This is a genomic window from Marinoscillum luteum, assembly GCF_044005705.1.
In the GTDB taxonomy this organism is placed as follows: domain Bacteria; phylum Bacteroidota; class Bacteroidia; order Cytophagales; family Cyclobacteriaceae; genus Marinoscillum; species Marinoscillum luteum.
In genome coordinates this window covers 331,529-357,295 of record NZ_JBIPKE010000018.1, presented here as the reverse complement: position 1 = coordinate 357,295, position 25,767 = coordinate 331,529, and the positions used below count along the sequence as shown (strand labels likewise).

The window sequence follows — 25,767 nt, the reverse complement described above, 5'->3', positions numbered from 1 at the left end:
AGGTGTATTATCCAGAGTAACTCCAAAATCAAGAAATATTAAATTATTAGTCGCCTGGTCATTGGTCATCAACCCATACCAATGACCTCCCTCTTCGTGAAGCAATATCCTATCTGGTGAGGATAATAACCCGGATGGGTTACCTAGATTGGTTACAGTGGCTGTATTTGAATATACCACCCGATAGATTTTATTTCCGTTTCTATCTGAAACAAAATGATAATATTTGTCATTGTACCATTGCACCGTCTGATCAATAGGTAAAGAGCTACCTATTGTAGAAATGATAGATTTCGTCGGAATTAGGCTCATTTCTCCAGCGCAAAAATCCCACTCAAACTGAGCACTTTCGCTAGAGTGATTGCTGACTTCCAGACTCTGATCAACACATAAATCAGAGTCAACATCAAAATCGGGAGATATACACTGGCCGTATGAAGTGAAAAAATTTAGATTTGCCACCAAGGCAAAACTCACTACCCAAAATGGTTTGCAAGAATACCGCATAAATTTGCCCTTAAACAAGGGTTATTTAATTGCAATTTAAGAATAATTAATGCGACACTATCAAGTTGTTTCGTTGAACTGAAGCTAATTCACTATAAATAAGGTACTATTCACCACTATTGAAGTCCCTAACGAAAGAATTGCTCGTTAGCAGATTTTGGAGTAGTTAAAAAGGTTGAAGGTCAAATGAGTCACTATGGATTTCTTAAAGCCGTTTCTATTAAAGCTTGGTTATTGCTCTAAACCACAATTTATAATCATTGGAACCCAGAAGGGTGGTACCTCAGGTCTATTCAATATCCTAAACCAGCATTCACTACTTTATGGATCAAGTCAAAAAGAAGTGCACTATTTTGACAATGACGAATGGTATGAGCAGAACAAACTGGAAGAATACCATAGTTACTTTCCTCTACCACATCAAATCCCAAAAGGAGCAAAGGTTTTCGAAGCTTCTCCACTCTACCTGTTTCACCCTAAAGCTGCCGAAAGATTATATTCATACAACCCCAAACTAAAATTAATTATACTACTCAGAAACCCTGTCGAAAGAGCTTTCTCCGCCTGGACCATGTACCACCATCATTTTTCAAACCAGTTAAGTAGTCGTCATGATCCAAGAAGTTTTTCACAAGCCATTCATTATGAATTAAATCACCTTCAAACTTCGGACTACTACAGTGATTTTAGATCCTATTTAAAAAGAGGGATTTATGTTAATCAGATTCAGAATTTCTTAAAGTTTTTCCCTAGGAAACAACTGCTTGCCATTGAGAGTGCTAGTTTAAAAAATGATTTTGACCCTACAATTAGAGAAATATTAAATTTCATTGGAATCCCATATGCCAAGCTGGAAAATATAACCTCAAACAAAAGTCAGATTAATGATAAAAACCAATACCAACAAGAAATGAAGGCGCTTCATCAATTTTTTGAACCTTTCAATAAACAGCTGTTCGACCTACTAGACACCAACTGGAATTGGGATTACAAAACCTAGGTAGAAGTTTTTCTAGATAAGCGAAGGCCTATCTTCCTTAAGTAAACTCTCATTTTAATAATCAGTGCCTTCATGAGGCCTCTGAAGGGGGTTACCGAGGCTATTTTTTGTGGATCTGACAATACCCGCAAGTACTTATCCGCATTCATCAGATCAACAATCTCCTCAATTCCGGCTGTGGCTGCATCAGTATATTTGTTGTCAAAAGAAATGTTTACACAAGTATACAAGTATGAAAGACTGAGTATGAGTTTACCTTTGGTGAATCTACTTGAAACACCTCCTGGATGTCTTCTATAAACAGCCATGGGAGTATCATTATAGTGGATTTTACCCCCATTCCTCATTAAAGTAAAATACAATCCCAAATCCCCATGTGGAGAATTGAGGTACCAGTCTGGCAAAACAATTACCGGAGGCTTTCTAAAAACCACACTGCATGTTGGGATGAACCAAGGTGAAAATAAATCTTCGATTTGAAACTCTTCTTTCACAATCTTCCCTTCAGAATTAAATAAATTCAATTCCTGATCCCGGCGCTCCAAAACATTGTGGCAAGAAATTATATAATCGGAGTTAGATTCTAATAGGTCAACCTGTTGCTGAAGCTTAGAGGGGTCAGTCCAGTAGTCATCTCCTTCGCAAAGAGCTATATATTTCCCTTTAGCCTTGGGCCATAGGTACGTTGGCGAGGCTCTAATCCCCTTAGACCATTGATTCTCCGTCTGATAAATAGGTTTGATAAGCCCAGGGTGCTTCTTTTCAAATTCCTGAATGACATGAGCTGTATGATCAGTCGAGGCATCATCATGTATGAGAATTTCAATCTCAAAATCCACGACTTGGCTTAAAAAACCGGAGATTGTATCTCTGATGAACTCTTCATGATTAAAAGTAATGCAGCAAATACTCACTAAGGGCTTATTCATCATTACTAGTTCCTGGTTATCAGCACTTATATGTATTTACCATATTAAACACTACTGCTTCGATTTGTAGTTTAACCTTGCTTCATCTATGTGCTCAAATCGTCCAAGCTCCATCTCAAGTTTCATATCTTCGAGAAGCTGTAAGTAATTATACTTTGGTTCGTACCCCAAATCTTTTTTGGCATTTTCAATATCATATAGGTATGAGGTTTGACTGGGTTTTTCAGGGCGATAGATAATTTCAGAACTCCTCCCTGTTGGGTTAAATACTTTAGCCACACCTCTTACTTGTTCTTCCAAGGAGGTGGCTTTCCCAGTAGCAACATTATAAAAACCTCTCGAATTTTCACTAGAAATGGCCTTAACCACCATTTGAGTAAAATCTTTCACATAAACTATATCCTTTGAAATTGTTGGGTCTCCCCAAATTTCAAGAGGGCTCCCTTTTTTAGCCTCATCAATTAAGAATCTATATGCCATGATTGCCCTCCTTCCATCCACATACATTTCTGAGAATGACCTATAGCTGTAAATCGTTGGAAGCCTGAGAATTACATTTTTTATCCCGAAATCCTGAAAATAGTGTTCAGAAAGATCCACCGCGGCATTCTTGCTAATGATGTAAACCGCATGATCCCCTTTTAAGTTGAGTCTCCTTGAAGCATCTGGTGGTATTGCCTTGCCGGTATTCCAAAAACCAGCAACGTCTGAATGAGATTGAGTAAAGATGTATTTCTCAACATTATGAACTCTGCAATATTCCAGAACATTGAAGGATCCAAGTATATTGGTTTCAAGATAAAGCGAAGGCTCATACCCTTCCATTCTGGAGGGCATCACTCCGGCTATTTGGACCACAGCTTTGACGTTAGATGTAGGTAAGGCCTCAAAAGCAGCCTTCTGCCTAATATCAATCTTTGCTGTTTCAATTCCCAGCCTTTGATAGTAGGCCTCATTAAGATTTCTATTGCCACAAACAACCAATCTATACTGTCCCATTTTGGACAATTCATCTACCAGATAAGTACCAAGTGTGCCAGAAGCACCCAAGATTACGATCGTCTCCTTCATTGTTCTAATGTATAACTTCTTAATAAATGGCCCATACTGGTAACATCATTGTACATCATGGCGTCTAGGATTGACAAATTATCTGAGAACTGCGTATTGGACTGATTATAGGTTAGGTCTTTCATTTTTATAAATGCCAATCTTATATGCTCACGCTCAAAGTCCTCTTTTTTATAAAGGATTCTGCCGTTAGACGCATTAATATAAAAATCACAGTTTAATCTCTTACAAATATCCAACACTCTATCTAATCCTTTCAGATGGTCGTTATCCCACGCTGCTGAGGACACAATGAACTCTTTATCAATACTAAGATGCTTGCATAACTTCTTTAAGCCGTTGATATTGAACTCCGAAAGGCTCCTGAATGGGGTGTTAACTATTTCAGAAATAAGCGGAAAAACCTGATCAAACTGTGGTGCTCTATAGTAGCACGATTCAATATTCTTCAATAGTTTATCCTTCCATCTAATATTTTCAACTACTTGTAATTCATTAATCCTCTTATTGGCAGATGCCCCCTCAATCATGGCATTAATGTATCGTACTTCACCTCTATACTGAATCCTGTTTCTGTTAACCCAGCCCCCCTTTATGTACTGAACATCATCATAAAAGACGAAGCTATCACATGAATGTATTAGCTGAAAGTAACCCAAATATGGAAAGAAGTAGGGTTGCATTATTGCTAATTTCATAAACTAAGGTAGTTATACTTTTCCAGCAGAGAATCACCAGTCAGTGTTTTGAAATTCTGGTTGGAAGCATTGAGTAAGTCCTTTATCAATCCACCATAATTAGACTCCCAGGATAAGTTAATATCATCTATATCTAAAATGGGTGCTAATTTTTTTGACAAATCACAAAGACTGTTTCTGAAATGATAATCTATGTAATGTTCGTTATCAACCCTGGGTTCCCTCAGGAAATCGGTATAATAAGGAATAAATCGGTGGGTGTCAAAAGGATGCAAAAAGCCACTCTCGAAAGAATGAGGGAATCTCCTGTTGAGCTCAAGCTTAATGGCTAATTCCCGGTCTGTAAGCTGCTCATTATACTCCGATTCGACATGGGTGATCCTATCATCCAATTCTAATTCATTTGAAATTCTTTTGAGGAATTGCTTCGAATTTTCTCTCATTTCCTCGAAAAAGAAGACTTTTATATTCTCTCGGCCAAAAAGATGAGCATATAAATTGAAAACCCGATCATAATTCAAATCACTCAGAAAATTTCTATCCTGATACTGCCATATGTATTTCAGGTAATCATCAAAACTTCCGTTATACCCAAACCTGACTGTTTCCTTATAAAGTGAGCGGATCAAATCAGTCTGTCTCCTAACAACCATTAGAATTTTTGTGCCCGATTCGAATATTCCAAATAACCTTTTGGCTTTGGTTGTTGTATCTATACCTCCGTGCCAGTTGAAGCAAATGTTTTCATTGGAGATACCAACCGCGCTTACCATTTTATTACTGTCAGACTGAAGGAAATAATTTTCAAAAATCCCCTTCACTTGAGCTTGATCATAGGAAAGATCGTTTTTGAATCTCAGATCTATCTCAAGAGCCATGTTCACATGCTTATCAATGTATCCATGGTCATCCCAGTAACCCTTCACACTATCATTTCCACATCCCAAGTGTAGAAGTTGCTGATGCCTACCAAAAAAACCTCTCTGAAGTGCTGTAGAAGCAGATTTTGGATATCCGATATGGATATAGCGGATTGCCTTCTCAGTTTTTCTCGGCTTAATTGGTTTACTCAATTTGGTCACTGATGACTGTTCTTTTGCCAAATGCTCTTTGAGGATTTTATGTATACCAAAATGCGAAAATATCTTTCTCAGATTGAGATGGTACAGGCTCCTTGCTAATGTGCTAATCTTTTTCATACCTTAAAGAGCCTTTAGAAGAATCTCAGCAATCTTTTCTTGATCACTCTCGGTCAACCCATAATACATAGGGAGACATAAAATTCTTTTTGAGATGTCCTCGGCTATAGGACAAGATTGGCTTTTCACATAGTCCAAACTATTTAAAGCCGGATAAAAATACCTCCTTGGAAAAATATCACTTTCTTCTAGTCTTTTCTTTACCTCGAGTAAAATTCGTTCACTCTCAAAAATTATGGGATAATAAGAGAAGTTAGATTCTCCTGCTGAACTAACGATAGGCCTTCTAACTCCAGAGTGCTGCAATAATGTATCATAAAAAACACTCAACTTCTTACGATCGAGGAGTATTTCATCAATATAGTTCAGGTTTACTAAACCCATGGCTGCATGGAATTCACTGACTTTCCCATTGATTCCAATGCCTTGGAATTTTTCTGAACCGTCGTGACCAAAATTTCTCATGAACGCAACCTTTTCGAGCCATCTCTCATCTTTAGAGAAGATTCCACCTCCCTCAATGGTGTGATATAACTTAGTGGAATGAAAACTAGATATGCTTATGTCTCCATATTCAAACAATGATTTGTCCTTATATTTCGAACCAAACCCATGTGCTGCATCAAAAATAAGTTTTTTTCCCCTGCTCTCACTTAAAAATTCAAGAGATTCAACATCACATGGATTTCCAAAACAATGAGTAGCAAGAATCCCATCGACCCCATGACCAAGTGCTTCCTCAACCCTCTCTGGGTCAATGTTCAATGAATCTGGGTCAATATCAACAAAAATGGGCTCACACCCTTCCCACACCAAACTACTGGTAGTGGCCACATAACTAAAGGGAGTGGTAATGACCTTACGTTTCATCCCCAAAACTTTGATAGCCAATTGCAAAGCAATGGTTCCATTATTCACTAGCAACATCTCCTTAATTTTTAGGTATTTTGCTAGTCTATCCTCCAATTGGCGAACATTAGGTCCATTGTTCGTTAACCAATTATTCTCCCATATTTCGTTGATATATTTTTGATATTCGTCCTTTTTTGGCAGGAAGGGCTGTGTAATAGGAATCATTGGACTCTTTTAGTAAAATGGAAATTATATACTAATGACTTGAATTAAGTTTTGGGAAAACTTCCCTCACAGGATTAACACTGAGAAACGAACAAAACTTATTATAGCTAGATTTATCATTCAAATTGATCACCAACAAATCCATTTTCCGCTCTTTGAAGTAGTCCTTAATGCCACGGTTATACTCATTGTAAAACCGAATCAAAATCTCCCTGTTGTATGGATCACTCTCGGGAGTGTCAAATAAAAGCCTATTCACCTTCCAAGGTCTTCCTGGTGATGAGTTGAATGCAGCTTGCAAGTGCTCTTTGGTGGGTGTTTGCCCGTTTGCCCACAACTTTCCATGAAAATTGATTAGGGAGGAAACCCACTGATCCGGATCATCCCTTTCCGTTAGAATAAACTTACTCCCTGGAAATGCCTGATCCAGCGCAACGTAAGTGTAGGGAAATGAAAAGGGTGAATCCTGAAAAGCTTCAGCGCTTTTACAATATTTCACTATTGGACGGAAATCTCTCATAGCCCAACTATCTAGTAAACCCTTGGCCTTCTCCTCATCACCCACTTTGAATCCGAGCTCACCAAGAGCGAATTTCAGCGAGGTGGTACCTGTCTTGTTAAGACCAACACAAAAAATCTTCCTTGCTTGAGAATACCTTCCGAACATGCTTTTGACGTTAAGACCAATAGGATTCAAACTCGATGGGTTGCCAAATATCTCTGTCTGATAAAACCTGAAATGTCAGAACAGAAGATATTCTCAAAACTCTCTCCCCATCATTGGTTACGGATAGAGTAAGGGAGTAAATCCCCTTAGATAGATTAATATGGTCAGTTTTAAGGTTCAAATGAATTTCACTAAACTCAGAATCTATTCTCGTGATCTTGTCATTCGGAATATCCTCTTTTGGCCAAATCAAACCAATGGGTCGCTGTTCCAAATCAAACACAATTAAATGTATTTTCGGATTTGCATACTGGTTGGAAATTTTGAGTCTTATTTCCACCACCAGATCATCTCCATGATTAACACTAAGGGTGCCCTGCGTCAGTTGAGCATTCTGGATACCAATTTGCAAAAGTTCCACCCCCCCCTCAGTATTAATGAACTCAAGACCCTTGGTGCTCATCATACTGTAATACTGATCTATCCCGGAGGGTACATTGCTCCCCGTATATACCACCTTCCCGTGGTCCAGCAACATCAGTTGATTTGAAAGTCTGGAAACCTGGGGCATTTGATGGGAAACAAAAATGACCGAGCAATTTGCAATTAGTCTGTCTAATAAGTTCAAGCATTTTAACCTAAAACCAATATCCCCTACAGCCAGAACCTCATCAATAATTAAAATGTCGGGCTCCAGTTGAGCTGCAACAGCAAAACCCAACCTAACCTTCATGCCTGAACTGTAATTTTGGACAGGTGTATCAATAAATTCTTCTAATTCTGCGAACTCAACGATTTCATCAAACTTCTCTTCAATTTCCTTTTTATCAAACCCCAGAACCGCAGCATTGATGAAAACATTCTCCCTCCCTGTCAAAATAGGATTAAATCCAGCTCCCAATTCAATCAGGGCACCAACCTTACCTCTCATCTCTATTCTACCAGTATCCGGTTTTATCAACCCATTCAAAATCTTAAGTAGTGTGCTTTTTCCAGCTCCATTATGACCTATTAATCCAAGACATTCACCCCTGCGAAGTTCAAAAGAAACATCCTTTACAGCCCAAAATTCTTCCTTCCGTAATGTTCTATTCCGATCACGACCTATCAGCTCAAAACCAATATCCTTCATGCCATACCACAAGGATCGTTTTAGACTTTTACAGAACTTTTTCGAAACTCCTTCGGCTTTGATGAGTATTTCTCCTGATCCTCTATTCTCCATAATTAGCTCCCAATTCGTTCAATAAGATGTGGCAAGGAGAGTCTAAACAATATCAACCCGCATACCATCCCTAATAATGACAGACCAAATATTAATATAAAATCAGCACTCACCCCATTGTATCCTATTGCCAGCCATGTTCGTGACTCGTCAAGGATGGTTGCTACCGGATTAATTCTGGCCACCACTGCAATCATTCCTCCTTTAGGCATTGGGTAAATAATGGGAGTAAGAAAGAATAAAAACTGAGTAATTATGGCTATCCCCTTCTGTACGTCACCGTATAGCAAGGATATCGGAGCCAGGATCAGGCTAAATGTAAACCCCAGAAAAATGATCGTCAATATGCCAATGAGGCCAGCGAAAGCACTGACGTGGAAATGCATACCTGTAAACACGAAAACGAATATCAATAGCACTAACTTAATGAGAAGGTTAAATACAATCTCATAAAACCCAGAGAGTAATATCGCCTCTCTCGGGAAATTGATTTTAACCAGCATTGACTTAGCTTGTTGTATGACCTTTAGCGGGGTATTAAGAGCATCCAGAAAGATTTGCCAGAGAATAGTACCCGTAAATACAAACACTATATATGGGATTGGAGTGTCATCTACCGTAAAAACGTTCTGACCTCTCAGGAAAACCCAAAACAGAGTGCTCATAATCGGTGGAATAAACGCCCAAGCCAACCCTAAGAAAGATTGCCTGTACATCGCGCTAATGTTCCTTCTAAACAATCGCCAAGCCAGAAATTTACCCTCAGAAAATCCTATCAGAATTGACCTTAACAATCTCAGCGGGTGATGCAATTGGGATTCCGGTTCGTAAATATGAATTTCCTGAGGCTTATCCAAATTGAAATAATCTATTTGACAGAATGAAAATTATAAATGCTAAAATAGGCATCTACGCCCACATCTAATGAAAAAACGGCCTTACATCTATTCCTTATCAAGTTACTATTCGCTGAAAACGCCAATAACCTCTGTGAACTTACATTAATCTCTGCCGGGCCCTCTACATCAACCATTACCCCCATCTCCCTTGAAATATAATTATCCGAATCTCCAATGCCTTTGTTTGCTATAATGGGCACTCCCATGGCCATAATTTCGCCCATCTTCGTGGGGGAAGACGCCTGCTTTGAGAACACAGGCTTGATAAAGAAAATAGAAAAACTGGAAAGTGCTATATGCGCCGGCATCTGAGATCTGGAGACAGGTCTGACCATGATGCTATCCAAGGGAATCTTAAGCCTTCTGGCAATTCGCAAAACACCCTCCGGATCATCCTTAGTTAGTAATAGGAATTTAGCCAATGGCTGAGAATTTAACATTTTGCTGAAAAACATGACCATTTCTTCCACCATGTACCATGTACCGAGTGAACCTACATAGGTCAATACAAATTCATCTGGCCCTATCCTGAGGTCTTCACGTAACTCCTTCAGATGGTCAGGATCCACCTTCTCTGGATCAAAGTGATCCATATCCACGCAGCAAGGAATAACAGTAACCGGTAAATCTCCAGGTTTTATAGCCCAAGAGTTTATAATATCGCGCGCTTTAAATGTGAGCGTCACCACGTGATCAGCCTCCCTAAGAAAGAGCCTTTCTTTTCTTTTGAAGTAGTCGTAGACTAATCGATATGCCGGGTTTTTTAGATTCCAAATTCCGCCTTCCACACGTTCATCCGCCCAAAAACCACGCATATCAAAAATAAATTGGCTTCCAAACTTTTTTTTAGCCTGAAGACCAACAAGCGCTGTGACATAGCTCCTACAATGAACGATCTCAGCTGAATCCTTAGTGACTAATTCCCTTACCTTCTTCCACAGGCGAATCACATCAAACAACGTAGAAATGATCGGAGGATTTCTGCGGTATGTATTCGGAATCCACCTAATCTGCCTTTCCCTAATCAAATCTTGAATTACACCTTTCTCCTTTTCGAAATTTTCAGGTTTCTCAAAACTCACTATGGTAAACCTGTAAACCCCCATAGCTTCCACCCCTAAAATATAAGGAAGTACCTGAGACTGTCCCAGTGGATCTGTAAGACCATCATAGGTCAAATACGCGACATGCTTTCTCATTTGATGCCTCGCACTACACTCACATGATTTTGACCCCCAGAATATGGAACCACTTCTCCCTCTATTTCGCTCAGTCCCCCTTTTCTAAAGGTATCAATTACCTCTTCCATCTTAAGCGGATTATCGAAGGCCGGTGAAAGCATATTAAATGTATCCAATACCACCCATTGCCTCAGTTTTTCTTTAGCCAACCCTTTGGGAATTGTATTGTCAATATCACAGATAGGCAGAAACCTGTTTACAGCACGATTGAGTCCAAGACGAGAGAAAAAGCGATAGGTTTTCATCAACCAATCAATATTGTTCTCGATGACCTTCAATAGCCTTTCATTTGATAATTTCGATGTGTAAGGTCTAAGAATGTATTTGGCATGGATCTTCGTCCACCAGCCCTTCTTAGGAAAAAAGTCTACTACTAATTGCCCACCTGGCTTCAACACCTTTATCAGGGATTGGAGTGAAGAAATAGGATCAGGTGTAAACTGCAATACACCAAAACAAAAAATATAGTCAAATGAATCTTCAGCAAAGGGCATTTCATAAATGCTGGCCTGAAATAGATGAAGACGATCATTCGGACCATTCATCCTATAATTGGCAGACACGGAATCAGAATAGTCAAAACTATATAACTCAGCTTCGGTCTCGTTCAAAATCACCGAAGTAAATCTTCCGGCTCCACATCCCGCCTCCAGCACTATTTTACCCTTCAACTGTGCCGGTGTCCATTTTGTAGCTTTAAAAAAACGCTCTGATGTGATTCCGCTTCCCGAAAGGGTATCTACCTGCAAATCCCCAAACTTGTTCCATTGAAAGCCGAAATTACTAGTGTAATTCTCCGGTTCTACAAATCTATAGGCTCCGCTTACCAGTTCAAATTCCTTTCCTGTTTCATCAATCAGGTGATTCTCCCGAAGTGTAAGTCTTTCGGATGTGTTTGGGTTTATTAATTGCATTTGATTATTAGAATCTCTTGCGAAGATAAACAAACAGCACCGACGGTGTATTAATCAAGGACCTTAAAAGAAAATGGAGTGACCTTAAGAAACGTGGCTCATCCTTGATATAACAAAGACAAAGCGTCAAAAACAATTTAGCCTTACTCCTCCTCAACGCTTTTTTGTTTCTCCAGACTCCAAGAGTTTGTAACTTATCAAACGAAGTACTCATGTCTTTCTCCATCTGACCTATATTACTATGCATCTGATTTTGATGAAGTCTGTATTTAGTATAAGGCGAGCCCAGAAATCCAAAAGGAGTTACTAAAGCCATCCTCACCCACATATCCCAGTCCGCAGATACTGAAAGTCGTTCGTCAAACAGACCAGTCGCTGCAAGGAGTTTCCTTCGCACAAGGACACTAGAGGGACTATGAATTACCGTTTTCTCCAACAAAAGTAATTCCGAAAGAACTGTACCTCCCAGTCCTGACGACACCCTTTGGTGCGCTCCAGTATTACCATCAAAAATGATTTCAGGAGCATGTACCAAATCCATATCAAGGTGCTCCCTCAAAAAACCAATCTTCACCGAAAGGTTTTCGGGCATGAAAAGATCATCTGCATCTAAAAAGGCGATGAACTCCCCTCTCGCCATCCCTATACCGAAATTCCGGGCATGACTCACCCCACAGTTTTTGGTTCTGAAATACCTCAATCTTGCATCACTGCATTGCGCTATGACATCCCCAGTGCGATCCAATGACCCATCATCCACTATGATCAATTCGAGAGACTCATAACTCTGATCCAGTACGGACTGAATGGTTTCAGAAATATAATCCTCACCGTTATAACATGGCACGATTACCGAAACATCGGGGTTCAAAAGGTTGCTCATATTCCCAATTGGGTCTGATAAGTAGTTTCCAAGGAACTGATCATTTTCTTAAGTGAAAAACTTTCCTTCACAGTAGCGCTCCCACTTATACTTATTTGATTTCTCAACTCTGAATTTCCAAGGAGCTCTTTTAAGGCTTCGAAAATGGCGTCTTCAGACTGAAAGTCAACGATCAGTGCGTTGTCTTTATGTATCACAAACTCTCCAGCCACCCCGGACAAAGTGAAAACAGAGGGCACTCCGGCAGCCATGGCCTCCACGTAGATCTGCCCGAAAGCCTCTGAGTGGTTATCTATAGGCACATGAACAAACACATCAAACAATTGATATAATGACTGAATGTCAGCCTCAAAAGCAATTTCCCTATAGTTCCTTTCTTCAAGAGTTTTGTCCAGGATATCTTCTATTTCCTTCTTATAATCTCCATTTGCGTTTGCCAAAATCAAAATCGCGTCTGGGTAAATCTGCAACAATTTTCTGAACGCCGGAATAGCGAATTGAATACCCTTCCAGTGTGTGTACCTGCTAATCATGCCCACCACCGGAAATGATTCTTTTGGAATAGTGTACTTTTCACGAAGTGCCGCCACATCGCGCTCCAACACCTCACTAAAACCAGATAATTCAAAGCCATGATGCACCACCTTCACCTTAGATGCTGGCACACCTTCAAGTCCTGTAAGGACCTGGCGGACGTTTTCTGAAACAGCAATGAGCTTGGTTGCCCTCCGATTGATCCAACTGTCTACCAATTTCCCTTTGGGAAAATAATGATGATGCAGTGTAGAATAATGTCTGGTATAAATTCTGCATTTAACACCGGCACACCAGGCCGCTGTGATTCCCATGTATCCAGCCTCATAAAGGTGAGCATGAACGATTTCCGGTTTTTGCTTTAGAAAATATAGGGTTAGCCTCAGGAAGGTCAGGATTTTAGACCAGAAGCTCAAAATCTTCATGGTTTTCACAGGAATACCAATGGAGATCAGATACTTTTCCAGATCAGAGGAATGATCATTGAGAAGAATAAAGGAAAGTTTGAACTTGTCATGATCCAGATCTTTAGCTATCCACTCAAAAGCAAGTGATTTGTTGATGTTAGAGACAATGTATGTTACACCTATCCTCATCTGCTCTTAAGGTATGAACTCCCTGTAAAAACCCAATCATAAACCAGATAGCGCAGTTTCAAGGGGAGTACCATGAACACGTTAAAATGGTCGATCATCCATATCCATATTGATTGACCGAAAAAAGCATAAACAATTTTTTGAAGACTGCTAAATCGTTTCTCTTTACTTGTAAAAAACTCGGGGTGTAATAATTGCAGCTGACTATTAGCTTTTTCGTATTCATGCAATCGCTTACTGTAGGATCTGGCTGTGATTAAATCATTGTGCCATGCGTTGATTTTTTTATCAAAATGAATTGGAATATTATCCTGAACACAACGAGCGGCCAGTTCTCGGTCTTCAGCATCCGTTAGAGATTCATCAAAGCCACCTATTCTTTGAAATAATTCTTTTGAAATAGAAAAATGAGCGGCCGTAATAAAAGGCTGAACTAATCTTCCGCTAGCATCTGTATGAAGCTGATTCAACCATTTGCGACTTAAAAACGCCTTATACCTCTGAACATCTGTTTTCAAAATGCTAGAATCCTCCATTTGATTACCCACCAATACAGAACCGGTAAATTTCTGATGGTGAGCCAAATGTGCTCCGAGACAGTGAGCATCTGGCTCCATATCATCATCCAGAAATAAAAGCAACTTCCCCTTGGCCAGTCGAGCACCCTGATTTCTAGTAGCAGATCGTCCCCGGTTGGGCTGAACTTTGTAGTTCAAATTAAACGTGTTTTCAAATTCCAGACTGCTTAGATACTCCTCGGTTTCGTCAGTAGAGCCATCCACTATCACCCACACTTCAAAATTCCTGACAGATTGCTTCATTAGACAACTCAGAAGGCCAGGGAGTTTAGCCAAGCCATTAAAGGAAGGTATGATGACACTTATTTCCAATTCAACTTTTGGTTAACCTAGACAGTTTCAACATTCTCTCCAAACCACGAATAAGAAAGATCTCCCAGGGGCTATAATGCATCTTTAAGAAGATCTCCTCATTCTTTTTCATCATCGCGTTTTTAGGTCCATTGCTGCCTCCCATCATGTGAATCACTTCAGCTTCTGGCCGATAGGCTATCTTAAAACCCAGCCTACTAAAGTGAAGACACCACTCCACATCCTCCTGGTACATGAAGAAGGTCTCTTGTAATTTACCATTGGGAAACTGCTTGAGAAGTTCCCTATTAAACATAAAAAAGGTTCCCCATACCCAATCCGCAAAGCATGGTGTTTTATGATCAAAAAAAGCACCTAAAAGGACGGTAGCTCGTTTCTCTTTGGACCAAAATTTCTGCAACCGCAGAAGTTCAATCATCTGATACTTTACCCCTGGAAATCGCTGACAGACATGTTGGATTACCCCATCGGGATACTCAAGTTTGGCTGAAGCCACGGCCACATCCGAATTCGACCTAAGGTAATTGAATACCAAAGAAATCGCATCATTTTTGAGTAGGGTATCACTATTGAGCAACAATATGTAATCGCCCGAAGCCTGTTCTATTCCTAAATTATTACCCGCTGCAAACCCGACATTTTTATGACTCTGAATAAATTTAACATCCTTAAATATTCTAGGAATATCGGATGGGTCTTCGTCTGAATGATTATCCACCACAATGATTTCAAATGAGCACCCCAGTGTTCGTTGGTATACGCTCTGAATAGCACCTTTGGTAAGGTCTAGTGTATTATAATTAACGATGATAACAGAAACATCCATTAAAACAACCTCTTAATCCAATGCATAATGCGTGCGATATTTCTATTATTTCGGACGGCCAATTGAAATGAAGACAGTGGGAAAATCGGGGCTTTCATATGATCAATAAGTTCGTCGATATTAGCACCTTTCTCCAAAGTTAACGCAGGCCATTCCGGGGGATTGGCAGGGTGCACATTCTGGGCCATTTGGTAATTCGACACATTAAGTGATTTCCACCACTCGAAATAGCTCATTTTTTGTTCCTGAGCAGACAACTCCTCTGATGCATGTCCCCAGTTATTAATCTTATACCACAGTTCTGCTTCACCCCTCGCCCAGGTTTCATGGAGAACATAAAAAGGTGACAACCTATTAAAATAACCATTGTGTCTAGCTCTTTCATAATTTGGGCAGGTAGTGGCAAAAGGAGCCATTTCCGGGAGTTCCCCACCGAAATCAACCATCAGAAAGCCCTCATCAAGTTTCTTGATAAGTGGTATCCAATTCGCCAAGACATTAAAGGGCTTTTCAGCTCCAGAAGGATTGGGATTTAGCTGAATAAGATATTCCGTGAATCCTTTAAAATCAAGAAAATACTCATCACTATCCACCTGAACATGCCACCCCCCTATACCCAGGCGATTAGCGATCATCATCCTCTGTCTGTTGCAGTTTCCTCTTGAATCAAGTGAGCTCAAAGAGAAGTCATCTTCATAAAGAATAATCTTTTTATCTTTATCAATTGACTCTACAAAAGCATAAAATTTATCGTCCTCGATATCATATTTTTCGCCAGACCAGGATCTTCTGTTCTTATCTATAGCCAAACAAATCACATCAGAGCTTTCATAAACCCGAGGCAGAGAATTCTTGAGAAACTCCCAGTCATAAGAAACACAAAATCCGGTCTTTATCATGGTACAGATTGAAATTACATGGCCCCAGATGGAGTAAAATGCGCATTTGGTGAAGCATCCCCGCGCAGATGATCTTCGATGCGTGCCAGCAACTCATCATCTAAGTAATTCCGCCAATCCGTAGGGTCTGCTTTTCTATACATTAATCTGCCTTCTCCTTTCCGCTGATCGGTCAAATTTCTCTTTTTCATTAAATCGAATGACTCACTTGCAATCGCCATATCAATGATTCCTTCCTCCAATTTGGGGAGTTGAAGTTCCTTAATTATTCGCTCAACTTCACTCCGGGTATTCGAGACAAGTTGATTATAATCAGAAAAACAACAGGCTCCTTTCAGGCTATTAGATTTCCACCCTTCAAGGTGATTTGTCCAGGTTCCAAACCACGGGACTCCATTGAGTAATAAGTCTTCAATAAATGTATTTAACCTTTTTCTATTTCTCCTGTATACGAAAATTTTCTTTGGCTTCAGAAGGAGGTCAGTCCATCTAAACAGCCTATAGTATTCCTGAAAATCAGGGGACTCATAAAAATAAAAGAATGATGAAATGGCTACTGATGGAAAATCTCTGGATAAATAAATCACTCTTTCCGGGTCAGAATCTATCTGTCTAAAATTATCTATGGTATAGTGACCCTTCCCTATAAAGCCGTTTTTAGAGTCTGAGGAAATTCGATCATTTATCTCTGTCGCTATTTCGTGGTTTCCCATCACCACCTTTACTTCCAAGTTATAAAGATGAGCAAATAGCCTGGTCACCCAGGTATTTCCTGATCTGGGATACCCTATCACGTACAACTTAATTTTATCCATCAATTTCTATTTGATGCCACCCCTCGGGAATGACAGCCACAGGGTACTCACGTTTCACTTTGAACCCCAGCCAGTACTTTGGAACTATAACTTGCCGGTCTTCCTTCTTATTCAAATATGCTGCCCACCAGGCAAAAGTGCTATTTGAAATGATCGCTACGTCTGCAAATTGAATCAGCTGGAAATCAATAATCGCTTCATTTTGCACAATCTCATGTGCTCCCCACCCTGTCAGGTTTTTCTCACAATAGGCCACATCATTTGTGACCACCACCTTGTAGTATTGATCAATTCCATCAATGTAGCTCCTTGCCATTTCATAATACTGTACTGGCAAACTCAGATCGTACCCAAGCTTTTCATTGCCTGAGTGTTGGTAGTCTCCCCTCCTCACATGAATGACCAGAAGTTTTCTTCTCCTTAACTTATTGGCGTATAGTTTATCAAACGCCATGACATATTTTGGTCTTACTCTGAAACTGTCTACAATAAGATTCCGATGCGACTCAAAAAACAAACTTGATTGAAAATAGCCAATAAAAAATGCACCACGCTCAAGCAAGGGTTTAGCCGAATCGGGGTGATCCCAATTACTAACATTTACCTCTTTTTTCAGTACTCCCCCCCACATACATCGAAGCATAAAATTGTACAACCGCGGGTGTAATATTCGTTTTAACAAATAACCCAAATTTCTTGACGGACCCACAAAATATTGCAAGTCATCCTTTAGATCAATTTTAGTAATCAAAAAGGGTGTCTTCAAGTGTCTGGAAGTGGCTAGTCCAAATGCGTATTGAAAAAGCTGATTACCCAGCTGGCCTCTGGAATTGATTATGATCATCTGAAGAAGAAAATTCGATCCAAATGAAGTATTTCTAAGAAGGTACGCCGAGGAAAACTAAATAAGCATAAGAACAGACACTTCCCCATATGAAGATAGCTTGATTCTTTGCGAAACTTGGAGATCAAATACTTGTTATGCTCAAATATTGTGATTTTCCTAAAATCCATAAGTTCATGCTCTGACACAAGACCGTGTTGAAAATAATAATTGACCACCTGCATCCGTGTCTTATAGAGCCCAGAATATATTGTGTTCATATTTTGAGAGATGATTTTCACCGTATCGCTGTCCGACCATTTACGATGGTGATGAAGTATGCGGTCTACATAATAGGTCTGCGAATGAGCTCCGATTCTAAACCACATTTCAGTGTCGCCCCAGTGAAACTCCATAAAATTACCCACTTTTTCAATCAAGCCCCTTCTCATCAACCCAATACCCTGCTTCATCACGGGATAAGATAAAAACCCATGGGGGCCCTGTTTGACCAAGTCTACGCAGGAAAATGCTTGATTCATAAACTGATCAGGAGCTGGCAAGGGTTGATCGTTCATTGTTTCTCCCGATTCATTAATAATATCATGACCTGCACAGACCAACCCCACTTCCGGTTGAACATCTAATATATTGACGCATACTTCGATCATTTCCGGATCCCACCAGTCATCGGCATCCAACTTACCCCAGTAATCCCCTGTGCAGAGGGACATCCCATAATTCCAGTTTGGCATCATTCCAAGATTTTTCTCATTCCGGAAAAGCTTGATTCTGGAATCCGATGAGGCATACCGCTGGCAAATGCTATATGTATCATCCGTAGAACAGTCGTCTACAATTACCAATTCAAAATCTCCATAAGTTTGATTCAATATAGATTCGATGGACTCAGCAATGAAATCCTGAGTATTGTAAACTGGAATTAAAATAGAAACCTTAGCCATTCTTCTGTGCCTGCATCACAATTGTTTCAACCTTATTTGGCACCAATCCCATTTCGTTCATATGCTGCTCCACACCTGTTAGCTCCGGGTCATTACTTTCTCCCACCTCATACTTCCTGACATGATTGAATCCATTCGTCTCAAGCAAATGAGTTAATGTGAACTCAGTGTGAATGAACCGATGCTTAAAGCCATAGAACAGCTTATTCACCACAAATGCGGGATCTCTGGGAACACCCTGATCAATGAATAGATTATAATAATGGTCTATATATTCTTTGTGCTCAGGGGTATCAGGATTTTGCAAAACCTGGATGGCACCCATCAGATTAGGGGTTGCAATCCTGATTTTTCCTTGAGGCTTCAGAACTCTAAAACACTCCTTGATCATAAAATCTGCGTCCCCATAGGGTATATGCTCGATCATGTGTTCAGCAAAAACGTAATCCAACGTATTGTCCCCAAATGGAAAAGTCTTGGTTGCGTCCATGTAGACCACATGGTTTGCCTTAGGCTCAATATCTGCATTGAGCCAGCCATTTATAGAATTGCCTTGCGCACCAATTTGTAGCTTTTTGGGACTGCTTGAGGACATGTAATCTTGAATCAATTGGCCTTGACGGCTTATGTGAAAGCGCTGCGACAATTTTTCCGGGGTTTGTCCCAATAAAAGCCTTACACTCCGTACCACATGGACGATTATTGGATACTTCTTCAATCTATTGAACATAGTGCAACTAAATTAACTTTTGATAGGTTTCCTGATATTCAGCACTAATTAATTTCCAGTCGAATCGTGAGATCACTTTGTCGATATTTCTTCTTAAATCGGCATAAACCTCTGGGTCAGATGCCATTTTGACAATGGCATCTTCAATTTCCCCAATATTTGGTTTTCCATCATCGTGAAATCCCACCACATAGCCTGCATAATGCTCACCATCTTGCATTACTTCTGGCAACCCACCCCAGTCCGTGACAATCACGGGCTTACCATTGGACAAATACTCCAGCACAGAAATACCAAATGTCTCTCCTTCAAAAAAGGAAGGTAGCACCCCGATATCAAAACCAGCAATATAAAGCCCTGGATTTGAACTATAGCCTGTGAAAACAATTCCTTCTTGATCACCATAGGTTTTGGCTAACTGGTCCAAAAAGGTGCCCTCCCCCACCAAAACCAGCTTCATTTGTCTCTGGACTCTCTTTTTGGCACCTAAAAATGCCAAAATCAGCGCCTCCCAACCTTTGCTCTGATGCCCTCTGGCAACCATCCCCACTACAAATGAATCCTTATCTTTTTGTTCTTCATTTTTCACTGGAACAAATGGCAGACCATTGTAAATAAGCTTTATTCTTTTCGGATCCAAAGCTAAATAGCTGGCTAATTTCCTCTTAGCAAACTCTGATACAGCCACCCAGCTATTCACTCTCCCTATGACAATCTCATCAATCTCCTCACCCTTTCTCATTCTCAATAGATAGTCCCCTTCTTCGGTAACCACGAGTGGAACGGATGAATGCAAGTGCTTCGCACAATTCAAATCAGAAGGATATAAAAAAGAATGGACCACGTCAACCCGGTGTTTCCAAATGATATATTTAAACAAAAGACCAATCATCTTTTGGCGAATCGAAGGTGATTTGCCACTCGATTCTTCAAGTGCATTCAATTTCCACCCAAGGTAATTAATTAGGTGAAAGCGGTTTAGGTCATAATATCTAACTTTTTTCGAGAGGAGCGTATTCAACATTTGAGTCTCTACCTTATCTCCATTCCAGACAAAAAAGTAAACTTCCGTCTGAGAATTCTCACTCAATATTGAGGCCAACTTGAGCGCAAAGGTCTGAGCCCCTCCTACTTCAAGTGTACTAATCGAGATCAATATTTTTTTGTGGGTGCCAGATTTATTCAATTTCGAAAGGACTTTTGTCTTAGAATATTAGCTAACCAGTACGCATTAAAAACTGCAACCACCAGATAGAGTAGATACCTCACACCGGGTTTGATCAAGAATGCTTGAAATACCTTTTTTACCCCTTTTTGGTAGTCTAGTTTGAGCGTATCGATAGCAATGTTCATCAAAAAATCTATATCAGAATTCAGGTACTCCAAATTGAGATTGACCAACTCGAAAAAGGGGGAATGCTTGCTAAATTCCCTTCTCATCACTATCCGATAATAATAGGTATTCCACAAATTACTACTTGTGTTATTTTCATGTCTTCTCACTAAGGCCAACCCTCCGGGTTGACTATTGAAGATGAATTTACATCCCGCATTCAGGCAAGATAACCAAAACATCCAGTCTTCATTATATCGAAAATCCGGGTTAAACAACCCGACTTTCCTAAAAAGTTCTTTCGGTATCAAGGGGGAATTAATTGTAAAGGGTCCTTTGAGCAGAGTTCGGCCAATCTCCACCCCAGATCCTGATACCTCGGGAGTATCAAATGATCTTACCTGGTTTTTGTGCCCGTTGAAAGATTCACCAAAAATCCGGTGATGTGAATAAACAATATCAACATGGGGATTGATACGATGGATTTCAACTTGATAACGGATCTTGTCAGGCTCCAGCATATCATCGGCATCCAGTAATTGAATGAAATCCCCCTTTGACACTTCCAATCCCAGATTTCTGGCGGCATTGGGTCCTGAATTTTTCTGGAACAAATAGCTAATTCTTGAGTCCTTTTTAGCGTATTCCAGTGCTACTTCCCTGGTGTCATCCTCCGAGCCATCATCTACTATAATGCACTCCCAACTGGGATAGCTCTGTGCCAGCACACTATCCAGACACTCCGGGAGATACCTCGCATAGTTATAACAAGGGATAATGACTGAAACCAAGGGATATTTACTCATGATTTTCTAAAGAACCTCTTCTCCAAAACATACAATACATCAAGCAGTTTCCTCATTTTATTTCTACCCAACAATACTGAAACAATGCTCATCTTAATACCAGTCATCATTGAGCCCGCTTCAATCTCATGATTGCCCTCTTTGCTTAAGTGTTCAAAATAAGCTTCATTATTAGAATCTATCCCCAAATGAGTCTTACACAATTTGTGCTTAATCCTAAGGAACGGTAAATCCAAATGAGCAGCACTAAAGCCTCTTTCATCAAAAACGGCAATTGGCTCATTCGTATAGAAATTATGGTTCGGATTCAAACCAAAAGCCTTAATCATGAATGCATAATCCGCACAACTTTTATAGCGCTGATCAAATAAACCGCACCGCACAAACAAACTCCTGTGAGCAAATATAGCCTGATGACAAATGACTCGCTCCGCCAGCTTTTCATTCGTATATTCAAATCCATATCTCCTCCCAGAATGCTTGAAAAAGACATCTCCATAGACAAAATGGACTTTCGGGTAATAAAGGTGGTCAGCAATTGCAGAGAGGGCATTCTCGCACAACTGATCATCCGAACCCAGAAAATACAACCACTCCCCACTGGCCATGGCAACGCCCTTATTCATGGCGTCATAAATACCCGTATCGCTCTCACTTATCCATTTAACTCCATATCCCTTATAATCCTCTATGATTTCTAACGTTCGGTCCGTGCTGTTCCCATCAATCAACAGTACCTCATAAGACGAATAGGATTGGTGGCAAACAGAATCCAAGCAACTTCTCAGAGTAAGTTCCGCATTGAAAGTAGGGATGATTATCGATATTGTAGGTTTATCAAGCACGGCTATCAGTCCTTTTCGTGAAGTTTTGTCCCTCACTAATAAGATAAAGGCCAATGATGAAAAACGGGATTAGAGGTATCCTGTACCTAACCAAAGATCCGAAATTATAGGTGGAAATTCCGATAGCGAATGCAAAAGCCAGTGAAAAAACCATACAAAACCCTACCACTGGGTTGGAAAATATCTGACTAAAAAACCGCGAAAGACCAATTTTCCAAATAACCCTGATCAGCAGAACGATCATAAAAAGACTCTCCAATGCAGACAACAGCATGACAGGATTGCGTACTTCCCAAATTACTGGCCGAAAAAGCCCTGTAAACACGGCCATTGGAGCCTTCCTTATCATCCCGCCCGTGGAGAAATCATAATCTCCGAATGTATATACCGACCCAGCCTGTTGCTCGCCCACATACTCCAACCATTTGGCAGTCTCTTCGGCAGTATAGGCTATTGCATCCAATGAATACCTTTGATTATCTTCTGATATTTCCTGAACGGAAAAAAACCCTCCAAAAATTACTATGATTACTATAAATGGAACAATTAATAGTTTGAGGGCCCAATTGTCAATTCTCTTCATGCTGGCAAATCCAACCATTACCATAATCCCCGGAATCAAACACATCAAAATATAAATCTTGATAGTATAGAGGATATAAAACGACACGATAAAAATTAATACCATCGAAATCGAATAACGCCTTTGAAAAACCACACCAAAAACCCCATAAACTATCCAACCCAAAGCAGAAAGTGTGATGGGGTCCTTTAGTATTCCAGATCCCCAAAACCATAATGATGGAATAAATAAACAAGCTACAGCTAATTGTTTGACCAAAGCTGGATAAAGGGTGCAGAATGCGTTGAACAATGCCCACACTCCGCTAAAACTTAGCACCGCAAAAAAAATGGCTATAGAATAGTAGGACCCACCACAAACAACCCCAAAAAAACCCACAATACGAGCAATAAAGTATGTGGGGGCATCCCCAAAGGTAAAAATTCTGGAAGCATACTGATAGGTATCGGGATGATACTCTGTTGGCCCGAAAACAAGCCTGAACCATGCCACCGGGGACTCAAAAAAACTATTGGCAATAATCACCCCAGGCTTAAAGTAATAATTAAATGTATCTCCACCATACCCGTAGTAAAACTCAAAAATAAAACCCACCATTACGGCTCCAAATATTTTCAGATATAAGGCAGGCAAAAAATACCTTCGAGTCTGGCGATTCGTAAAGTATGGTCTCAGAAAAAAAGCGCCCACAGAAATAAGTAATAAGTAAAATGGTGTAAACAGCAAATCCCTAACTCCCATGTTTATTACTTTCGCTTAATTCTATTTTTTTAGTGACTTATTCCGTCTTATCATGCATTCATGAAACTCCTCTTCCTCACCCCATATCCAATTCAAAGAGCCCCATCACAGCGCTTTAGGTTCGAGCATTTTTTCAAATTTATGGAAGAAATGGATTTGACTTATGACTTTAGCTCTTTTCTTTCCGAAAAGGCCTGGGGCATAGCCTACCAGCGGGGTAATTTAGTAAGTAAGGCATTTTATGTGATTGGAGGATATCTATCCAGAATAAAAATGCTTTTCACATTAGGGAAGTATGATTTTATCTTCATTCATCGAGAGCTCACTCCCTTCGGTCCGCCCGTCTTTGAATGGTTAATCACCCGGGTATTTAAGAAAAAAGTGATCTACGACTTTGATGACGCCATCTGGATGGCTGATCAGAACCAGGAAAACTTTCTCTGGAAAGCTCTGAAATGGCGCTCAAAAGTAGCGTCAATCTGTAAATGGAGCTGGAAAGTATCAGTTGGGAATGAATACCTCGGCGATTTTGCAAGGCAATATTGCGATGATGTGGTGCTAATGCCCACCATCGTGGACACTTCTATTCACACACCCCCTATTCATCACAAACACCCAATGCCAGTCATCGGGTGGACAGGCTCGCACTCCACACTCTTCTATCTGGACACTATTCTTCCGGCTCTTACACTGCTGCAGGAGCGGCTCGAATTTGAATTTTTAGTCATTGCCAATAAAAACCCAAACCTACCTCTCAAGCACTTTCGCTTTCTGGCATGGAACAAACAAACTGAGATTGATGACCTGAGTCTTATGGATATAGGGGTGATGCCTTTGGAGGACACGGAATGGTCGAAAGGGAAATGCGGATTCAAACTGATCCAATACCTATCTCTGGGCGTACCTGCAGTCGCCAGTCGCGTAGGCGTGAATAATGAAATCATTCAGGAAGATTTTAACGGATACTTTGCCCAAACCACAGAAGATTGGGTGTCCAGACTTTCAACCTTGCTTGAGGATCATCAGAAAAGAAGGACTTTGGGAAACAATGGCCGACTACTGATCGAGCAGAAGTACTCAGTAAATAGCCAGAAGCAAACTTTCTTCAATCTATTCAACGACCAGCCCTAAGCTCCTCAAAAGTCGAAAATTCCTCTGCAGTTTCTGAATCGTAAGCGAGCAACCGTACCGGAAGAGCTCCAAATTTATCCAGGGCACCGTCTTGTGCTAGAGCTTCCTGGGTGATCAGATAAAAATCCTCTGTCTCACACATGCGGCTCAGTTCGTTCTTCGTAGCCAGTTTTTCATGAATTTTCTCAAATCCCCGCTCCCCGCCAAACTTCACCTGAATGAGTGGAGCACAAACGCTTACCAAATCCGCTACTTTAACAGATCGAAGCCTGGGAATCATGATGACACCCCCGAAATCTCTGCTCATTTGGGCATAGATCAATTGGCGGGCATTGTCCAATGAATCCACAAATCGAGTCAGTTCTTGGCTGTATAGAGTAATGGTCTCTCCTGCATTCAATTTTGACAACTTATCCACGATGGAGCCAGGTGATCCTATCAGATTACCAAACCGAATTACAGAAGCCTGAAACTCTGGACTATTGGATTTTAGCACCAACCGCTCACCGGCTTGTTTAGAATTGCCATAGACAGAAACTGGCTCTACTGCCTTGTCTGTAGACACAAAGATCAGTTGTCGAACACCAGAACGCCGGGCCGCGTGAATCACATTTTCCGTACCCAACACATTGGTCTTGTAGCATTCGGTTGGATTATCCTCGCACGTACCCACCTGCTTCATGGCCGCAGCATGTATCACCAGCTCCACCCCATTGCAGGCTTCGGCCAGTCTGTCTTCATCGCGCACATCCCCGATCACAAAATCCACCCTCTGGGATAAATCTCCGAGTTGCATCTTGAGATTGAAGTGCTTCAGCTCATCTCTGGAAAATACCACAACATGCGTATCCTCTTGCTTGAGGAGCTCACCTACCCGGAATGAGCCCAAATATCCGGCACCTCCGGTGATCAACACTTTCTTACGCGAATGATTTTCCAT

Annotated in this window: 27 protein-coding genes; 2 read left to right on the top strand and 25 right to left on the bottom strand. The window is 40.5% G+C overall.

Going from position 1 to position 25,767, the window contains the following annotated elements:
* A partial coding sequence (locus tag ACHKAR_RS15085; RefSeq protein ID WP_395418204.1) for a hypothetical protein occupies window positions 1–477 on the bottom strand: 477 nt, incomplete at its 3' end.
* A 226-nt stretch (window positions 478–703) separates the two neighbouring features.
* On the opposite strand from ACHKAR_RS15085, the gene ACHKAR_RS15080 reads away from it, so the two are divergent.
* On the top strand, window positions 704–1,507 hold the full coding sequence (locus ACHKAR_RS15080) for a sulfotransferase domain-containing protein (RefSeq protein WP_159583860.1): 804 nt from the start codon (window positions 704–706) through the stop codon (window positions 1,505–1,507).
* Here the strand turns inward: ACHKAR_RS15080 and ACHKAR_RS15075 are convergent.
* From ACHKAR_RS15075 to ACHKAR_RS14965, 23 genes are all read right to left on the bottom strand, one after another.
* Entirely contained in the window at window positions 1,504–2,439 is a 936-nt protein-coding gene (locus tag ACHKAR_RS15075) for a glycosyltransferase family 2 protein (RefSeq protein WP_159583862.1), read from the bottom strand. The two genes, ACHKAR_RS15080 and ACHKAR_RS15075, sit on opposite strands and share 4 nt — an antisense overlap.
* 48 nt (window positions 2,440–2,487) lie before the next feature.
* Window positions 2,488–3,507 (bottom strand): NAD-dependent epimerase/dehydratase family protein, encoded by a 1,020-nt coding sequence (locus ACHKAR_RS15070; RefSeq protein ID WP_159583864.1) that lies wholly within the window; start codon window positions 3,505–3,507, stop codon window positions 2,488–2,490.
* Window positions 3,504–4,205: a WbqC family protein gene (locus tag ACHKAR_RS15065; protein WP_159583867.1), complete on the bottom strand. Its 702-nt coding sequence runs from the start codon at window positions 4,203–4,205 to the stop codon at window positions 3,504–3,506. The genes ACHKAR_RS15070 and ACHKAR_RS15065 overlap by 4 nt, the downstream gene beginning before the upstream one ends.
* Entirely contained in the window at window positions 4,202–5,404 is a 1,203-nt protein-coding gene (locus ACHKAR_RS15060) for a hypothetical protein (RefSeq protein ID WP_159583869.1), read from the bottom strand. Before ACHKAR_RS15060 ends, ACHKAR_RS15065 begins: the two co-directional genes overlap by 4 nt.
* A 3-nt stretch (window positions 5,405–5,407) precedes the next feature.
* Entirely contained in the window at window positions 5,408–6,481 is a 1,074-nt protein-coding gene (locus ACHKAR_RS15055; protein ID WP_159583871.1) for a DegT/DnrJ/EryC1/StrS family aminotransferase, read from the bottom strand.
* Between the two features lie 31 nt (window positions 6,482–6,512).
* Window positions 6,513–7,148, bottom strand: coding sequence for a sulfotransferase (locus ACHKAR_RS15050; protein WP_159583873.1), 636 nt, complete (start codon window positions 7,146–7,148; stop codon window positions 6,513–6,515).
* A gap of 10 nt (window positions 7,149–7,158) precedes the next feature.
* A complete protein-coding gene (locus ACHKAR_RS15045) occupies window positions 7,159–8,373 on the bottom strand; it encodes an ABC transporter ATP-binding protein (protein WP_395418201.1) in 1,215 nt (404 codons plus the stop codon).
* A 2-nt stretch (window positions 8,374–8,375) separates the two neighbouring features.
* A complete protein-coding gene (locus ACHKAR_RS15040; RefSeq protein WP_255465483.1) occupies window positions 8,376–9,113 on the bottom strand; it encodes an ABC transporter permease in 738 nt (245 codons plus the stop codon).
* A 128-nt stretch (window positions 9,114–9,241) separates the two neighbouring features.
* Window positions 9,242–10,471 carry a glycosyltransferase gene (locus ACHKAR_RS15035; protein WP_395418199.1) on the bottom strand — a complete coding sequence of 410 codons (1,230 nt, stop codon included), beginning with the start codon at window positions 10,469–10,471 and terminating at the stop codon, window positions 9,242–9,244.
* Window positions 10,468–11,427: a class I SAM-dependent methyltransferase gene (locus ACHKAR_RS15030; protein ID WP_395418198.1), complete on the bottom strand. Its 960-nt coding sequence runs from the start codon at window positions 11,425–11,427 to the stop codon at window positions 10,468–10,470. Before ACHKAR_RS15030 ends, ACHKAR_RS15035 begins: the two co-directional genes overlap by 4 nt.
* Window positions 11,428–11,434: 7 nt before the next feature.
* Window positions 11,435–12,310, bottom strand: a complete 876-nt coding sequence (locus ACHKAR_RS15025) for a glycosyltransferase (protein ID WP_395418197.1) — start codon at window positions 12,308–12,310, stop codon at window positions 11,435–11,437.
* The gene (locus ACHKAR_RS15020; RefSeq protein WP_395418195.1) at window positions 12,307–13,440 is read right to left on the bottom strand and encodes a glycosyltransferase family 4 protein; all 1,134 of its coding nucleotides are present in this window, start codon (window positions 13,438–13,440) and stop codon (window positions 12,307–12,309) included. Before ACHKAR_RS15020 ends, ACHKAR_RS15025 begins: the two co-directional genes overlap by 4 nt.
* Window positions 13,437–14,330: a glycosyltransferase family 2 protein gene (locus tag ACHKAR_RS15015; protein ID WP_395418194.1), complete on the bottom strand. Its 894-nt coding sequence runs from the start codon at window positions 14,328–14,330 to the stop codon at window positions 13,437–13,439. The genes ACHKAR_RS15020 and ACHKAR_RS15015 overlap by 4 nt, the downstream gene beginning before the upstream one ends.
* A 1-nt stretch (window position 14,331) precedes the next feature.
* The gene (locus ACHKAR_RS15010; RefSeq protein ID WP_395418192.1) at window positions 14,332–15,156 is read right to left on the bottom strand and encodes a glycosyltransferase family 2 protein; all 825 of its coding nucleotides are present in this window, start codon (window positions 15,154–15,156) and stop codon (window positions 14,332–14,334) included.
* Window positions 15,156–16,055 (bottom strand): hypothetical protein, encoded by a 900-nt coding sequence (locus ACHKAR_RS15005; RefSeq protein ID WP_395418190.1) that lies wholly within the window; start codon window positions 16,053–16,055, stop codon window positions 15,156–15,158. Before ACHKAR_RS15005 ends, ACHKAR_RS15010 begins: the two co-directional genes overlap by 1 nt.
* Before the next feature lie 14 nt (window positions 16,056–16,069).
* The gene (locus ACHKAR_RS15000; RefSeq protein WP_395418189.1) at window positions 16,070–16,870 is read right to left on the bottom strand and encodes a sulfotransferase domain-containing protein; all 801 of its coding nucleotides are present in this window, start codon (window positions 16,868–16,870) and stop codon (window positions 16,070–16,072) included.
* Window positions 16,863–17,501 carry an alpha-1,2-fucosyltransferase gene (locus ACHKAR_RS14995; protein WP_395418208.1) on the bottom strand — a complete coding sequence of 213 codons (639 nt, stop codon included), beginning with the start codon at window positions 17,499–17,501 and terminating at the stop codon, window positions 16,863–16,865. Before ACHKAR_RS14995 ends, ACHKAR_RS15000 begins: the two co-directional genes overlap by 8 nt.
* A 209-nt stretch (window positions 17,502–17,710) precedes the next feature.
* Window positions 17,711–18,658, bottom strand: a complete 948-nt coding sequence (locus ACHKAR_RS14990) for a glycosyltransferase family 2 protein (RefSeq protein ID WP_395418187.1) — start codon at window positions 18,656–18,658, stop codon at window positions 17,711–17,713.
* Entirely contained in the window at window positions 18,651–19,253 is a 603-nt protein-coding gene (locus ACHKAR_RS14985; RefSeq protein WP_159583899.1) for a class I SAM-dependent methyltransferase, read from the bottom strand. The genes ACHKAR_RS14990 and ACHKAR_RS14985 overlap by 8 nt, the downstream gene beginning before the upstream one ends.
* Window positions 19,254–19,395: 142 nt before the next feature.
* The gene (locus tag ACHKAR_RS14980; RefSeq protein ID WP_255465492.1) at window positions 19,396–20,544 is read right to left on the bottom strand and encodes a glycosyltransferase family 4 protein; all 1,149 of its coding nucleotides are present in this window, start codon (window positions 20,542–20,544) and stop codon (window positions 19,396–19,398) included.
* A gap of 26 nt (window positions 20,545–20,570) precedes the next feature.
* Window positions 20,571–21,527 carry a glycosyltransferase family 2 protein gene (locus ACHKAR_RS14975; RefSeq protein WP_395418186.1) on the bottom strand — a complete coding sequence of 319 codons (957 nt, stop codon included), beginning with the start codon at window positions 21,525–21,527 and terminating at the stop codon, window positions 20,571–20,573.
* Window positions 21,524–22,372, bottom strand: coding sequence for a glycosyltransferase family 2 protein (locus ACHKAR_RS14970; protein ID WP_395418185.1), 849 nt, complete (start codon window positions 22,370–22,372; stop codon window positions 21,524–21,526). The genes ACHKAR_RS14975 and ACHKAR_RS14970 overlap by 4 nt, the downstream gene beginning before the upstream one ends.
* Window positions 22,365–23,480, bottom strand: a complete 1,116-nt coding sequence (locus tag ACHKAR_RS14965) for a hypothetical protein (RefSeq protein WP_395418183.1) — start codon at window positions 23,478–23,480, stop codon at window positions 22,365–22,367. Before ACHKAR_RS14965 ends, ACHKAR_RS14970 begins: the two co-directional genes overlap by 8 nt.
* Window positions 23,481–23,756: 276 nt before the next feature.
* Between ACHKAR_RS14965 and ACHKAR_RS14960 the strand changes: the two genes are divergently transcribed.
* Window positions 23,757–24,827, top strand: coding sequence for a glycosyltransferase family 4 protein (locus ACHKAR_RS14960; RefSeq protein ID WP_395418181.1), 1,071 nt, complete (start codon window positions 23,757–23,759; stop codon window positions 24,825–24,827).
* On the opposite strand, the gene ACHKAR_RS14955 is transcribed toward ACHKAR_RS14960, so the two are convergent.
* Window positions 24,811–25,767 carry an SDR family NAD(P)-dependent oxidoreductase gene (locus tag ACHKAR_RS14955; RefSeq protein ID WP_395418180.1) on the bottom strand — a complete coding sequence of 319 codons (957 nt, stop codon included), beginning with the start codon at window positions 25,765–25,767 and terminating at the stop codon, window positions 24,811–24,813. The two genes, ACHKAR_RS14960 and ACHKAR_RS14955, sit on opposite strands and share 17 nt — an antisense overlap.

Coding starts and splice junctions, on each gene's coding strand:
- ACHKAR_RS14955 (WP_395418180.1), bottom strand. CDS start 25,767: ATGGAAAATCATTCGCGTAAGAAAGTGTTGATCACCGGAGGTGCCGGA.
- ACHKAR_RS15065 (WP_159583867.1), bottom strand. CDS start 4,205: ATGAAATTAGCAATAATGCAACCCTACTTCTTTCCATATTTGGGTTAC.
- ACHKAR_RS15050 (WP_159583873.1), bottom strand. CDS start 7,148: ATGTTCGGAAGGTATTCTCAAGCAAGGAAGATTTTTTGTGTTGGTCTT.
- ACHKAR_RS14985 (WP_159583899.1), bottom strand. CDS start 19,253: ATGTCCTCAAGCAGTCCCAAAAAGCTACAAATTGGTGCGCAAGGCAAT.
- ACHKAR_RS14960 (WP_395418181.1), top strand. CDS start 23,757: ATGAAACTCCTCTTCCTCACCCCATATCCAATTCAAAGAGCCCCATCA.
- ACHKAR_RS15010 (WP_395418192.1), bottom strand. CDS start 15,156: ATGGATGTTTCTGTTATCATCGTTAATTATAATACACTAGACCTTACC.
- ACHKAR_RS15060 (WP_159583869.1), bottom strand. CDS start 5,404: ATGAAAAAGATTAGCACATTAGCAAGGAGCCTGTACCATCTCAATCTG.
- ACHKAR_RS15030 (WP_395418198.1), bottom strand. CDS start 11,427: ATGCAATTAATAAACCCAAACACATCCGAAAGACTTACACTTCGGGAG.
- ACHKAR_RS15075 (WP_159583862.1), bottom strand. CDS start 2,439: ATGATGAATAAGCCCTTAGTGAGTATTTGCTGCATTACTTTTAATCAT.
- ACHKAR_RS15005 (WP_395418190.1), bottom strand. CDS start 16,055: ATGATAAAGACCGGATTTTGTGTTTCTTATGACTGGGAGTTTCTCAAG.
- ACHKAR_RS15000 (WP_395418189.1), bottom strand. CDS start 16,870: ATGGATAAAATTAAGTTGTACGTGATAGGGTATCCCAGATCAGGAAAT.
- ACHKAR_RS14990 (WP_395418187.1), bottom strand. CDS start 18,658: ATGGCTAAGGTTTCTATTTTAATTCCAGTTTACAATACTCAGGATTTC.
- ACHKAR_RS15025 (WP_395418197.1), bottom strand. CDS start 12,310: ATGAGCAACCTTTTGAACCCCGATGTTTCGGTAATCGTGCCATGTTAT.
- ACHKAR_RS15035 (WP_395418199.1), bottom strand. CDS start 10,471: ATGAGAAAGCATGTCGCGTATTTGACCTATGATGGTCTTACAGATCCA.
- ACHKAR_RS15055 (WP_159583871.1), bottom strand. CDS start 6,481: ATGATTCCTATTACACAGCCCTTCCTGCCAAAAAAGGACGAATATCAA.
- ACHKAR_RS15070 (WP_159583864.1), bottom strand. CDS start 3,507: ATGAAGGAGACGATCGTAATCTTGGGTGCTTCTGGCACACTTGGTACT.
- ACHKAR_RS15080 (WP_159583860.1), top strand. CDS start 704: ATGGATTTCTTAAAGCCGTTTCTATTAAAGCTTGGTTATTGCTCTAAA.
- ACHKAR_RS14975 (WP_395418186.1), bottom strand. CDS start 21,527: ATGAGTAAATATCCCTTGGTTTCAGTCATTATCCCTTGTTATAACTAT.
- ACHKAR_RS15020 (WP_395418195.1), bottom strand. CDS start 13,440: ATGAGGATAGGTGTAACATACATTGTCTCTAACATCAACAAATCACTT.
- ACHKAR_RS15045 (WP_395418201.1), bottom strand. CDS start 8,373: ATGGAGAATAGAGGATCAGGAGAAATACTCATCAAAGCCGAAGGAGTT.
- ACHKAR_RS14995 (WP_395418208.1), bottom strand. CDS start 17,501: ATGTGGGGGGGAGTACTGAAAAAAGAGGTAAATGTTAGTAATTGGGAT.